This window comes from Leptospira wolbachii serovar Codice str. CDC (assembly GCF_000332515.2).
Taxonomy (GTDB): Bacteria; Spirochaetota; Leptospiria; order Leptospirales; family Leptospiraceae; genus Leptospira_A; species Leptospira_A wolbachii.
Genome location: NZ_AOGZ02000008.1, coordinates 363,585 through 376,117 on the forward strand (window position 1 = coordinate 363,585; position 12,533 = coordinate 376,117).

At 37.1% G+C, this 12,533-nt stretch carries 10 protein-coding genes; 7 read left to right on the forward strand and 3 right to left on the reverse strand.

Annotated elements, in window-relative coordinates:
- Positions 1-5: 5 nt before the first annotated feature.
- Complete coding sequence (locus tag LEP1GSC195_RS03555; protein WP_015680115.1) at positions 6-845, forward strand: undecaprenyl-diphosphate phosphatase; 840 nt, start codon at positions 6-8, stop codon at positions 843-845.
- On the opposite strand, the gene LEP1GSC195_RS03560 is transcribed toward LEP1GSC195_RS03555, so the two are convergent.
- The gene (locus tag LEP1GSC195_RS03560) at positions 820-3,351 is read right to left on the reverse strand and encodes a SpoIIE family protein phosphatase (RefSeq protein WP_015680013.1); all 2,532 of its coding nucleotides are present in this window, start codon (positions 3,349-3,351) and stop codon (positions 820-822) included. The two genes, LEP1GSC195_RS03555 and LEP1GSC195_RS03560, sit on opposite strands and share 26 nt — an antisense overlap.
- A 54-nt stretch (positions 3,352-3,405) precedes the next feature.
- On the opposite strand from LEP1GSC195_RS03560, the gene LEP1GSC195_RS03565 reads away from it, so the two are divergent.
- Genes LEP1GSC195_RS03565 through LEP1GSC195_RS03575 form a run of 3 tightly spaced genes read left to right on the forward strand, consistent with a single transcriptional unit; the run spans position 3,406 to position 7,175 of the window.
- Positions 3,406-4,587 (forward strand): class I SAM-dependent rRNA methyltransferase, encoded by a 1,182-nt coding sequence (locus tag LEP1GSC195_RS03565; protein WP_015679825.1) that lies wholly within the window; start codon positions 3,406-3,408, stop codon positions 4,585-4,587.
- A 25-nt stretch (positions 4,588-4,612) separates the two neighbouring features.
- Positions 4,613-6,037 (forward strand): MBOAT family O-acyltransferase, encoded by a 1,425-nt coding sequence (locus LEP1GSC195_RS03570; protein WP_015679844.1) that lies wholly within the window; start codon positions 4,613-4,615, stop codon positions 6,035-6,037.
- A gap of 1 nt (position 6,038) precedes the next feature.
- Complete coding sequence (locus LEP1GSC195_RS03575; protein ID WP_015680033.1) at positions 6,039-7,175, forward strand: DUF1574 domain-containing protein; 1,137 nt, start codon at positions 6,039-6,041, stop codon at positions 7,173-7,175.
- Here LEP1GSC195_RS03575 and LEP1GSC195_RS03580 read toward each other — a convergent pair.
- The gene (locus LEP1GSC195_RS03580; protein WP_015680055.1) at positions 7,172-7,771 is read right to left on the reverse strand and encodes a J domain-containing protein; all 600 of its coding nucleotides are present in this window, start codon (positions 7,769-7,771) and stop codon (positions 7,172-7,174) included. The genes LEP1GSC195_RS03575 and LEP1GSC195_RS03580 overlap by 4 nt on opposite strands.
- Before the next feature lie 63 nt (positions 7,772-7,834).
- On the opposite strand from LEP1GSC195_RS03580, the gene miaB reads away from it, so the two are divergent.
- The 3 genes from miaB (at position 7,835) to LEP1GSC195_RS03595 (ending at position 11,698) form a co-directional block, all read left to right on the forward strand.
- The gene (gene miaB / locus LEP1GSC195_RS03585; protein WP_040506304.1) at positions 7,835-9,211 is read left to right on the forward strand and encodes a tRNA (N6-isopentenyl adenosine(37)-C2)-methylthiotransferase MiaB; all 1,377 of its coding nucleotides are present in this window, start codon (positions 7,835-7,837) and stop codon (positions 9,209-9,211) included.
- A complete protein-coding gene (locus LEP1GSC195_RS03590; protein WP_015679867.1) occupies positions 9,204-10,796 on the forward strand; it encodes an LptF/LptG family permease in 1,593 nt (530 codons plus the stop codon). The genes miaB and LEP1GSC195_RS03590 overlap by 8 nt, the downstream gene beginning before the upstream one ends.
- A 71-nt stretch (positions 10,797-10,867) precedes the next feature.
- Positions 10,868-11,698, forward strand: a complete 831-nt coding sequence (locus tag LEP1GSC195_RS03595) for a hypothetical protein (protein WP_015680075.1) — start codon at positions 10,868-10,870, stop codon at positions 11,696-11,698.
- Here LEP1GSC195_RS03595 and LEP1GSC195_RS03600 read toward each other — a convergent pair.
- Complete coding sequence (locus LEP1GSC195_RS03600; protein WP_015680153.1) at positions 11,695-12,501, reverse strand: FcpA-related putative periplasmic flagellar protein; 807 nt, start codon at positions 12,499-12,501, stop codon at positions 11,695-11,697. The two genes, LEP1GSC195_RS03595 and LEP1GSC195_RS03600, sit on opposite strands and share 4 nt — an antisense overlap.
- Positions 12,502-12,533 lie beyond the last annotated feature (32 nt).

A 12,533-nucleotide genomic window follows, 5' to 3' on the forward strand; every position in this document is an offset into this window, starting at 1 on the left:
TCGGAATGGATAATACTTTAAATGCGTTTCTCCGTGGCATCATCGAAGCTGCCACGGAATTCCTTCCGGTTTCTTCGACGGGACATCTTTTCCTCTTCAGCTACTTTTTCCCTTTTGGAAACTTAAAAATAGACCATGAATCCTTTGAGGATTTATTTGATATCTTTATCCAAACAGGTGCGATTCTTTCCGTCGTTGTATTATACTTTCAGCTCTTATGGAAACATACGAAAGCTGCTACTTTGTATTTAGTTAAAAAATCGACGGACAAAACTGGGTTTGACTTCTATCGCAATTTGATTGTTGGTATCCTACCTATTATCATCTTAGGATTTGTTTTTAAAAATAGTTTAGACCAAATCAAAATGCGAGCTGACCTTCTTCTCATCCTCGGGCTTTCCTGGTTTGTTGGTGGTCTTGTAATGGTTTTTGTTGAAATGAAACATTATGATGAAAGTGAAGGCAGGGTGATTGGAATGAAAGAATCAATCCTTGTTGGATTTTTTCAATGTTTTGCTTTGATTCCGGGTGTATCTCGTTCTGCAGCTACGATCATTACAGCAAGGATTATGGGAGTCTCGAAAAAAGATTCTGCGGAGTTTTCCTTTTTTTTAGCGATCCCTGTTTTAACATTAGCTGGTATTTATAAACTGTATAAACACCGGGCAATTTTGAATTCAGAAACCATTGGTTTACTTCTTTTTGGAAGTATTGTATCGTTTGTGATTTGTTATTTTATCATTCGATTGTTTATGGCTTTTATTCGCCGTAGGAGTTTTTTGTCTTTTGGAATCTACCGTATTCTCCTCGGTTCCCTTGTCATACTATACTTTGTTCGTGGTTAAAAAATTCTAAATAGAATTCTTTTTTATCTACGTTATTCGTTCTATCAAGCAGATACATAAGCAATTTTGTATTTTGCTTGTAGAGTTTGTTCCTCAAAAATAACCGTTCACACCAAATCACCGCTTCTTGAGTTTGTCCATTCTTAAATAAAGCTTTGGCAGTCATATAAAGGTAATCTTCCCGATTTGGGTTTTCTTTTGATGCAAGTTTTAAATTTTTAATGGCTTCCTTCCAGTTCTTCAATTGGAATTGCAACTTTCCTGCTAAAGCAAAGAATGATGGGTGAGAATAGTTTTCGATGAGAGGTAGTAACTTATCTAAGGCTTCTGTATAGTTACCTTGTTTTGATTTAGTTTTGATTTCCAAATATTGGGTTCTAACTACTTCAGGGAATGTTAACCTTGTTTTACTTGGAATGTATTCGATTTTTAAGAAAGAAAGATCATCTGTAATTTCTCCACTAGTTTCAATTTCTTGAACTAAACGATTTAAATTTGCTTCAGAACGTTCCGCAAAGCGTAAAATTAAAGTTTCATCTTCATTGATAGAACGAAGAGAATTATTTTCAGAAGGAAGGACGATGTCATCCCTTCCATCGGAACCGATTAGTAAGGTATCTCCTGCTTCTAGTGAAAAAGTTTTAATCTGGAAGTAGTGATCGTTTTTGGGAAATCCTAGTTTACGCATGGAGAGTTCTGTTTCAATGAAGGATGCCACTCCATCTCTATAGAGAATACTCCAAGGGTGTTCCGCATTTATATAATAAACAAATCCATCTTTGGAAACCATACCAAGTACGACACTGGATAACATGGAGCCATCGAAACTGACAAATACGGATTGAAGTTCTACGTAGAGATCTTTTAGCCAGAGCTCTGGAGGTCTTGATTTTGTATAACTAGATTTGGCTCTGGAGAGAACTGCCTGAAAGACCACTCCAAGCACAAGGGCACCGCCAGCTCCTTGGATTGACTTACCCATAGCATCACCATTAGCGAAGACCGTATAATCACCTGATTCTAAGTGAACTGTTCCCACAATGCAGATATCTCCACCAATCTCTCCGTCCTTTCCTCGGAATTGAAATTTTTTCTTTTGGTTAACGTAGGTTTCAATTTTGATTTCCGGAATTTTGTTTTCAATGCGAGCTAATGGTTGGATGAGCAGGGAAGTTAAAAAATAATCTCCGTCTTGTTTCTCTTTTAGAATTTGTAACTGGTTTAAAGATTCGTTTAAGGCATCTGTTCTATCTTCTACTTTTTTCTCTAAGTTTTTGTTTAGATCTTCCACTTCTTCGTTCAGTTTAACAAATGAATTTGCAAGGATTATTGCCAGTGAGATATTGAAAACAAGAAAGGTATAACCCATGATTCTTGGAAATACCCAATAGTTGCGATTGGTTGCGGTGTCTATGACTGCAGCGATTAGTACAATGGTGAGTCCGATAGTTATATAAAAAGCTCTTCTTTCCTTTTTCTTTAAGTTTCTAAATAAAATTACAAAGATCAAAACTACATACACGATCCAAGTAGGTTGAACAAAATTTGTTAGTAAAAAACTGAAGGTCTCAATATCACTAGTAAAAGCAAAAAAAAGAAAAAATCCCAATTGTAGTCCATCGAGAATTTTCCCCCAAATACTATAACGTTCTTCAAACAAAGTTCTAAGAAAATGGTACATAAATGGTATCAGGAGTAAAATCACCATGTATTCCAATTTTTTCATTTCTAAAAAAGGAAATCCGAATTCGTATTTAAGTTGGTTTCTTAGAAAATTATAAATTACAAAAGAGAAGGAAAATAGTGCGAAAAAAAGATTCTCTCTGTCTTTTCTTCTGCGAATGTAAAGAAAGAGAAAATATCCACCAACCGTAGCATAGATGGTAAGGAAAAGTAACTTAATAAATTCATCTTTGTAGAATCTCGCAAAGATTTTGTCCGAAGGCCCAAGAATTGTTTCATCTTGCTCGATCCCTCCTGAATTTTCAAAATATGGTTGGATTTTTACAAGAAGTAAGTTTTTTTTTCCATACCGAATCGCATTGGAAGGTATATTATAAATTCTTAATTTGTCATAGGCTTGAGGTTCCTTTGAGTCCCATTGTCCAGTATTTCCAATCCAATATCCATTTAGGTAGGTTTTGTCTCGATCGTTGATGATCCCAAGCCGTAGGCTGTATTGAGTGGATGGATCCTCTGAAAACTGAATCCACTTGGCAAGTAAAATCGTTTTTTTTGCACCATAATCTTTAGTGTTTGAATATAAGTTCCCGGGAACTGCAATTCGTTTCCATGGAATCTTAACAAATTGTGACTCGGTCATCGATTGGATTTCCGATTCACTCAGATCCAACTCTGTCATATACCAAAAGGATTTGGGATCTAATTTGTTCGTATCAAGTGAGACCAGAGTCTTCTTATCTGTTTCTGTAGCGGAATCTGGTAAGCTTTGTGAATGGAGAAGGGAAAAAGAAAAGACAAGGAGAATGAGTACCGGTTTTATCATATATAAACGAACTCTAACGTTCATAACTCTGTTATATTTCCAAATGGATGCAAAATGGTCATTCGATTAAAAAAGAATAAAGAAAAAGCTGTATTAAATTTTCATCCTTGGATCTTTTCTGGAGCGATTGCTTCAGGGGAAACTGGAGTGACTTCTGGAAGTGTTGTCCGAGTGGAATCATCGTCCGGTGAATTTCTGGCCTGGGGACATTATGATTCCAAAAGTCAAATCCGAATTCGTTTGTTCTCTTTTGCTGAAGGAGAAGATGGTTCGCAGGAAACCTATTGGACTTCTAAGTGGGATTCCATTTATGAATCAAAACAAACACTATTACCAAAAGAAACAACTGGATTTCGTCTCTTCCATTCTGAGGGTGACGGTGTCCCTGGAATTGTAGTCGACTGCTATGACAAAACAGCTGTTATGCAATTGAAAACACCTGGTGCCTTAAGTTTACGGGACTGGTTAGTTTCATTTTTGTCTAAGAAAGGTTTTGTTACCATTTTGGAAAGGGTAGAGAAGTTTGAAGACAAATCAGCGGGAGACCCAATCTTTCATAAAGGCAATGAATCTGAGCCTGTATTTTTCGAACATGGAATTCGATTCATTGCTGATATCACCAAAGGACAAAAAACAGGATTTTTCCTAGACCAAAGAGATAACCGTGCTTTAGTTTCTCGTTATGCCTTGGGTCGAACTGTCTTAAATACATTTGCTTATTCAGGAGCATTTTCCGTTTATGCATTATTAGCTGGCGCAAAACAAGTCCATAGTTTAGATATTTCCAAACAAGCAATAGAACTTTGTGAGAGAAACTTGGTTTTGAATGGACTGGAAACGGAAAACGAATCCAGTCGGCACAAAAGTTTGGTTTTGGATAGTTTTGATTATCTAAAAAGTATGGAGGCCAATTTCTATGATCTCATTATTTTGGACCCACCCGCTTTTACTAAGAGTATTGCTATGGTAAATCAAGCAAGTCGCGGGTATAAAGACATAAATATGAGGGCCATGTCCAAAATTACGACAGGTGGTTTGATCTTTACCTTCTCTTGTTCCCAACATATTTCTTTTGATCTGTTTAAAAAAATTGTTTTCGGGGCCGCAAAGGATGCCAAAAAAAGAGTTAGAATTTTACACCATCTTACTCAAAGTCCAGACCATGGTTATTCTGTCTTCCATCCGGAAGGAGAATACCTAAAAGGCCTTGTGATTCAGGTTGATGGCGATACATGACTTCGTATATTGGTGAAATCTTAGAATGAAATTTACATCCCTTAGTTTTCTTTGTTTTTTCCTTGTCGTATATTGTTTGCACTGGGTGTTTCGCGGCAAATACCGATTGGGTTTTTTGTTTTTGGCGTCGTTTGGATTTTATGCGGCTTGGTCCATTCCTTTTGCTTTCCATTTTCTAAGTATTGTTTTATTGAATCATCTTTTCAATAAACAAATCCTAAAAAATAGATCCAGCTTTTGGTATCCGGTTTCTCTTTTCGTAAATTTTGGAAATCTTTTTCTCTTTAAATATTTTTACTTTTTATGGGACACAATCTTCCAATTAACGGGTAGTATTTGGTTTGCACCGGAATCCATCCAAAGTTTTTTACATTCGCAATTTGGGGCTGATTCGATTACTCTTCCCCTTGCCATTAGTTTTTATACGTTTCAGATGGTGGCTTATACCATTGATATCAAACGAGGTAATGCAGAAGAAAATCCGAACTTTTTACAGTTTGCACTATTTATCTTTTTTTTCCCGCAGTTGGTTGCAGGTCCCATTGTCCGTCACGGAGAATTCTTCTATCAATTGGAAGTTTGGAATGCAAAGAAGGAGCAACTCTTTGAAGGATATTACTTAGTTTTTCTGGGTCTTTTTAAGAAGGTGGTTCTGGCCGATAACTTATCTCCGATCATCGAACCAATTTTTCAAAATCCAGAGCAATATGATGGGTTTACCAATTTTATTGCCATGTTTGGATATTCGGCAAGAGTATACTGCGATTTTAGCGGTTATACTGATCTTGCCCGCGGATTAGGAAAGTTACTTGGTATCAATCTTCCTGAAAATTTTCATGCCCCATTTCTATCCGCTTCGGTTAGAGAACTTTGGACTCGTTGGCACATGACACTTGCCACTTGGATTAAGGATTACATTTACTTTCCGTTAGGTGGATCAAGAGTTTCCGAATACCGTGGTTATATTAATCTAGTTGTAACCTTTACTTTGGCAGGTTTTTGGCATGGTGCTAATTTTACTTTTATCATCTGGGGATTTCTTCACGGGTTGATGCTGAGTATTGAAAGAAAATTTGAGCTGATTCGAAAACCCGATAGAACAGTCAAAACATCCAAGTGGAAAAAGTTTTTCGGTATTGTCTATGCCTTCGGGTTTTTTACATTTACCATCGCTTTTTTCAATGGACCGACAGTTCATAACTCGTTAGTCATGTTGGCAAAAGCATTTACCGGAGGGGCCGGAATAAGAACGAATAAATTGGAACTTATTGTTTATACTTTAATCCTTACATTTATTCTTAACTATTTACAAACAAAACCGAGTTTTCCAAGAGAAAACTGGTCTACAAAAACTTCACTTGGGTTTCTTTTACTGTTTTCGTTAGTGATTACCATTTTGTTAGGTTATCTTGCTCCGGGAGGAACGGAATTTATATATTTCCAATTTTAATATGAATTTTAAACTTAAATTTCCTGTAGTATTCTATCCTATTCTTTTGGCTTTTAGTCTTTTCCTTTTAGACAAAATCTTTTTTTTGCCAGTTGTTGTTGAGAACACATACAGTTGGAAGAAAATTGAAAGAAAATTTTATGAATTAAAAGAAGATCTTTTCGAGGTGATGCTTGAAGAGAGACGGAAAAACCCATCCAAACAAATTGGTTTGATTTTGGGGAGTTCTCGTTCAGGTGAATTTGATTCTAAAATGTTAGAATCCTTTTTTCCAAATACAAACTCGTTTAATTTTGCAGCTCCTTTTGGACCACCCAGTTTTCAGGCGTATTGGCTTGAAAGAAGTATTCAGGCTAAACTTCCACTTAGATATGTACTCATTGAGGTAGATCCACTTTTGTTTTCCCAATCGGCAATCGAATATTCATTAAACGGATCCTACGATAATGAATATGTTTTGAAACAAATTGACTTCTACCGGATGAAAACTAAAAATCCATGGCTTGCGGAAGCTAAAGGTTTCTCTATGGATGAAGTTGAGGTGTATTTCTTAAAAAAATTATTTGCTTTGTACAAATACCCACTGGATCCCACTGCGATCAAAGCCAATAATAAAGAAATTGAAGTTGGTTTCTTCCCAGGAATGTCTGTTGGAATTACAGGGAAAGACCACAAACGAAACTACATTGATAAAATCAAATTAGTAAACCGAGTCAAATTTGGTGCGCTTCCGAATGAAATTAAATTTGCGAATATGGATGTCTTTTTAGAAAGAGATGCAGAAGCCATGTACAACCAATACCTTCGGGGAACAAAACTCGCACCGACACAAATCTATTTCTTCAAAAAAATGTTAGATTTACTGAAAGGAACAGGAATTCCCGTGATCATCTATTTCCCTGCAGTATCCGATGCGTTACGTAGACGAATGAGTACAGACGGGCTTCTCGAAGGATTCAATGGGGAAATAAGAAAAGCTGTTGCCCATGCTTCGCAAGTTCCTAATTCAAAATTCACGGTAGTAGATCCTAATAGTGATCCAAGGTGGGTTTGTAAAGATTTTGTGGACTCTCTGCACTTAAGTGGTGCCTGTTTCCCGAATCTTTTACCGATTCTATTTCCCAAGGAAATTCGTTAGTTCCTTTTTTCCTTCCGTTTTTTTAATTCTTTTTTTAGAAAGCGGAAGCGAAAAAAAACATAACCAATAGCACTAAGGAGAAGAAAAATTCCAGACCCCCATCCAGAAACCATTTCAAACCAGACATGATCCTTTTCTATATTTTCATTCCAAAGAGAATGTAGGAGGACAAATCCCGAATACAAAAGTAGATTCAGAACCATATAAATTGTTGTTTTTTTAAGAATCCAGAGGGTATCTCCCATCTCCTCGCGGAACTGTGTAAAATCACTTAGGATTTCTTGGTAGGTTTTCTGGTGGCTTAATCGATAAATGTCATAGGCCTCTTCGATCTCTGGATCTTTTGCCTTTCCATCCAATAAGACAAATTCGAAGTCTAGTTGGCGGTCGTATTCCTTTCTCTTTTTGGGATCACTCAGAGTTAAGTAGGCACGGGTTAGTTCTAGAATTTTGTCCTTCGCCTCTGAGATACCAGCACCTTCCAAACGTTCCCAAAACTCTAATTCCTTCAAATAAATGGCTTCGATTGTTTCCGATGTGGATTCCTTCGTTACCCCCAGGATTCCGTAAAATGTCTCCCTTTTTACCCCTGCCATATACTCCTTTTAGTTCCCTTCTTCTTTGCTTTACAAGGAAATTTTATGGAAAAACATATCATTATGAACCCATCCTTGACTGAAATCCCAACCACAGAGAGTCCCGTCCAACTCGGAAAGGTTTACGTGGAGACCTATGGATGCCAAATGAATGAATATGATTCTGGGATCGTCAAGGAACTCTTCCGGAAAGAGAATTATGAAGCTGCCGAGTCGGTTGAAGACAGTGATATTATTTTTCTCAATACCTGTGCGGTAAGAGAAAATGCCCATGCGAAGATCTACGGTAGATTACAGTCGCTTGGTTATTTAAAGAAAAAAAATCCAAACCTAGTCATTGGGGTCCTTGGATGTATGGCACAAAATTTAGGGGAAGATTTGTTCCATCAAGAACTCCCACTAGACCTCATTGTTGGACCTGACAATTACAGAACGTTACCAGAACTCATTCAAAAGATTCGAGGAGGGGAACGAGATGTCCAACTAACGCGCTTATCTCGAACTGAAACTTATGATGAATTAGAACCGAAAGTGGTAAATGGAATTCAAGCCTTTGTCACCATCATGAGGGGTTGTAATAATTTTTGTACTTTTTGTGTCGTACCTTATACTAGAGGTCGGGAGAGAAGTCGGGAGCCTGGTTCTATTGTCGCTGAAATTCTTCAATTAGAAGAAATGGGTGTAAAACAAGTTACTCTCCTTGGTCAAAATGTAAATAGTTATTCATTTGAAAATACAGACTTTTGTTCTTTGGTCGAAAAGATTCTTGCAGAAACGTCTATTGAGAGAGTTCGCTTTACGAGCCCTCATCCAAAAGATTTTCCAGACCACCTAATATCTCTAATGGCGAAAGAGGATCGTTTTTCTTCTCAGATCCACATGCCGCTGCAAGCAGGAAGTTCCAAAGTACTTCGAGATATGAAACGTAGTTATACCAAAGAAGAGTATTTGGATTTAGTGGCAAGTATCCAAAATCGGATTCCGGATATTGGAATCACCTCTGATATCATTGTTGGTTTTCCTGGAGAAACAGAAGAAGAGTTTCAAGAAACTTTGGAAGTTGTAAAAAAAGTAAAATTTGACATGTCTTATATGTTCAAATATTCGGAACGAGAAGGGACAATCGCAAAACGAAAGTTTATTGATGATGTCCCGGAAGAAACCAAAAGCAAACGACTCATTGAACTTGTTGAGCTTCAAACTAAGATTTCCCACGAAAAAAATCAGACTAAAATTGGGAAAGAGTTTTCAGTCCTTATTGAAAACACATCCAAAAAATCAAAACTTGAGTTATGCGGTCGTTCTCATTGCGGAAGAATGATTGTATTTCCTATCCCAGAAGGTTTGTCTAAGGATCCATCTGATTGGATTGGAAAAACCGTAAATGTAGTTGTTGAGTCGGCTACCAGTGCGACTTTGAAGGGAAAACTCATTGGCTAAACCGGTCGATTTACGAACGGTCAGAGTCTTCTCAAAAGATGACTTACCACCAGGATTTATGGTGGATACGGATCGTTTGGGTAAGTGGAAACGATTTAAACCTTCCATTCTTAGAATATATATATTAAAAGAAATTCTAAGTCCCTTTCTTGTTGCCCTTTCTTTTTTTACAATGATTTACATGGCTGTTGCCATTCAAAAGATGATTGGTCTATTCGTTGGTAAGGGCGTTGATTTCTTTCGTTTGCTCGACTACATGGGTTATGTATTTGGAAATACCTTGCCAATGACAATCCCTATGGCTTGCCTTATGTCTGGGATTATGGCTGCCGGTCGTTTGTCTGGTGATTCTGAGATTACTGCAATGCGGGCATCTGGAGTCTCTTTTCCTTATATTTATTCCAATTTCCTTGTTTTTGGGTTCCTAATGACTCTTATTGTAGGGTATTTGAATTTTTATTTAGGACCAGAAAACACCCGTAAGATGAAGGACTTTGATAATTGGATTGCAACCTATAACCCTTTACTCGCAATCCAGCCAGGTCAGTTCTCCGGTGATAAAACTCAGGATTTTTTCTCTGAAAAGGGAAGGACAATGTATTCCGGCGGTATTGATGCGGACGGAAATTTAAGTAATGTGCAAATTCGAGAATGGTCTATATCTGCAGATGGAAATGACTTTATCATGGTGAATAATCTAGCAGTCCCTATGGGTGGGTCTCGTATGTTACAAATCATCAATGCCAAAGAAGGTCTGTTAGTTGAAAAAAAGAATCTAGCAGGGGAATATGAGAAATCGGTTAGATTACGCAAAGGTTATGTAATCGAATGGGATCCTGAAACTAATGCAATAGGTATCACCAATTTTATGGACGGCGAGATGGACTATAACACTCCGGCCAAAAAAGATACAAAAACAATGAGTATCAATGTAAAACCAGATACATTCTCTTTGCCTATGTTATTTGAAATTCGTAATGCAATCGAATCGGAAGGACTCGAAAATATTCCAGGTTTAGAAATATTGAAAGAGTACGGACTTTCCATTAAAGGAGTGGGAGGTTTAAAACAAATGGTAGAACAGTTTAAATATGAGCTACTTATGGGTGCAAGTAGTGGGAACCAAGAGGATATGGCTCAAAAATTTGCGCTTTTTACTCAGCTCTCCGAACTTCTAAACGAATCGAAAAAAACGCTTACTGGATTTAATGTAGAAATTCATAAAAGGTTTGCCACTCCTATATCCTGCCAAATTTTTTTCTTTCTCTCTTTCCCTCTTGGCCTAGTAGTAAAACGTTCTGGAAAAGGAATGAGTTTTACCTTGGCAGTTGTCTTCCTTTTAATCTATTATGCATTTTTCATTTTTGGATCCGGTATATCTTATAAAGAAAATGTTCCAGATTGGGTAGGGCCTTGGTCTGCAAATATTGTGATTGCTACACTTTCGATTTATATAATGATTTCACGCACAGATGCAAAATTGCCTGATTCCATTCGGAACCGGTTGGGATTTTACTTCCGGCTTCGGGACCAGTGGGAGGAGCGCATAGAACTGATAAAAAATCGCTTCAGAAAAGGCAAATGAGACAAAATTTGCTAGAAAATTCCACTTACTACAGTCCTATAGAATCAGTAGTTTAGTACAGGAGATCTGGTTTGAAAACTTCTTACATTTGGAATATTTCTAAAGGACGCCCTTTTCCGGTAGAACTTTGGAAACATTCAAAGATCAAAGTTCAAGTCAACCAAATGCAGTTGGACGAATTGGATCGTATATCGATCACTCCGAACGACATTCACATTCTTTTCCTCCAAGTATCTATTGCAGAATGGAAACAAATCCAACCGACCATCGTATCCTCTTTTGAGGCGAATCCTTTTGTGTCTTTGATTTTGATTTCCTCGGAAGATGGAGTATCCCAAATTCAAGATATCGTTCAAGGCCATTCCAAATATTTAGTTTTGGAAAACCCTCTGCACGTAAGAGAACTTAGGATGATTTTAGACAGGACTATCCAATCAGAATCTTACAAAGCCGCCGCTTTGGATATTGGTAATTCTTGTTTAGAAAATGTAGGTTTTTTTGAAGGTGTATTTTCTTTGGCACATCAGGAATACGAAGAATCAAAAAAAGAAAATGAAGCATTACGTTCTATTCTAAAATACGAAGAACTTGTTAAACGTTCGCAAGCTGGTATTAGTACTGCTTTGGAAAAAGTAAATGATATGAAAAACCAAGAGTTGATCGAACTTCACGAACGTGTGAAAGCAAGCCAACAATTGGACGAACTCCGAGAAAAAGAACTTAAACAAGCTTTGGAATTGCAAAAAGCAACCGAACAGGTGTTAAACTATTCTCGCATTGAAGAGATGAATTTAGATAAAATCTTAAGAGCTCAAGATCGACTTTTCGAATATACCGAACAAGAGATTAAGGAACTAGTTGAAGAGAACCGTTCCTTAAAAAAGAAACTTGGTTTGATTTAAAAATCCTTCCCGACCTTTTCTTCTATGCTCGCGTATTCTTTTGAATCGCGACCATAGTGAATTTCAGCAAATCGCAAGAGATGTTTTTTCTTTAATTCTTTAAATTCATAATAAAGTTCCTGGTTTTTCGAACGGATTGCTGTTTGTTCCATTTTTTCATAGGATAGGGCAAGGAGTCTGTGTGGTTCTGCTTCTGATTCATTTTTAGAAGAAAGATCAATATACCGGTGAGTAAAATCAATAACTTGTAGATAATTTTTAAAGGCTTCTTGGTGTTTGATGTATTCTCTATAAATTCCAGACTTTAAATCAAGGTAGGAAGCACTTTCCTTAACCTTGGGATTTTCGATTTTATCCAAAAGATTCATTCCCTTTACGAGACGTGCCACAGTCTGTGAGCGCAGGTCAAAGAGTTGTTTTTGAAATTCCTTTTCTTTGTTTTCCTTCCGGATTTGTTTTTGCCATTCATATCTATCTTCATAGTAGATTTCTTTTTTAGAATCTTCTCTACGTTTTTCGATAGTCTTTCTTCCTGACTCAAAATAATCTATAGCGGTTGCATATTCTTTGTTCGCATCCTGCCAACGTTTCTGGGAATTCTTTTCATCCACTAAATTGAGAACATTGATTGTTTCCAAACGTTCCGAACTATCTCCCCAAGGAGAACCTGATTCTGGTGTTGTAGGCAGGATGGATTCCACCCGATTTTCTTTAGCGGACGACTGATTTGTATCTTTGGAACTTAGGGACAAAGAACCTAGGAAAATCAAAGAAATCCATAAAAATAGGATGGGAAATTTCATTTACAGGGAAACTTTCCTTGAATCCTAGATAT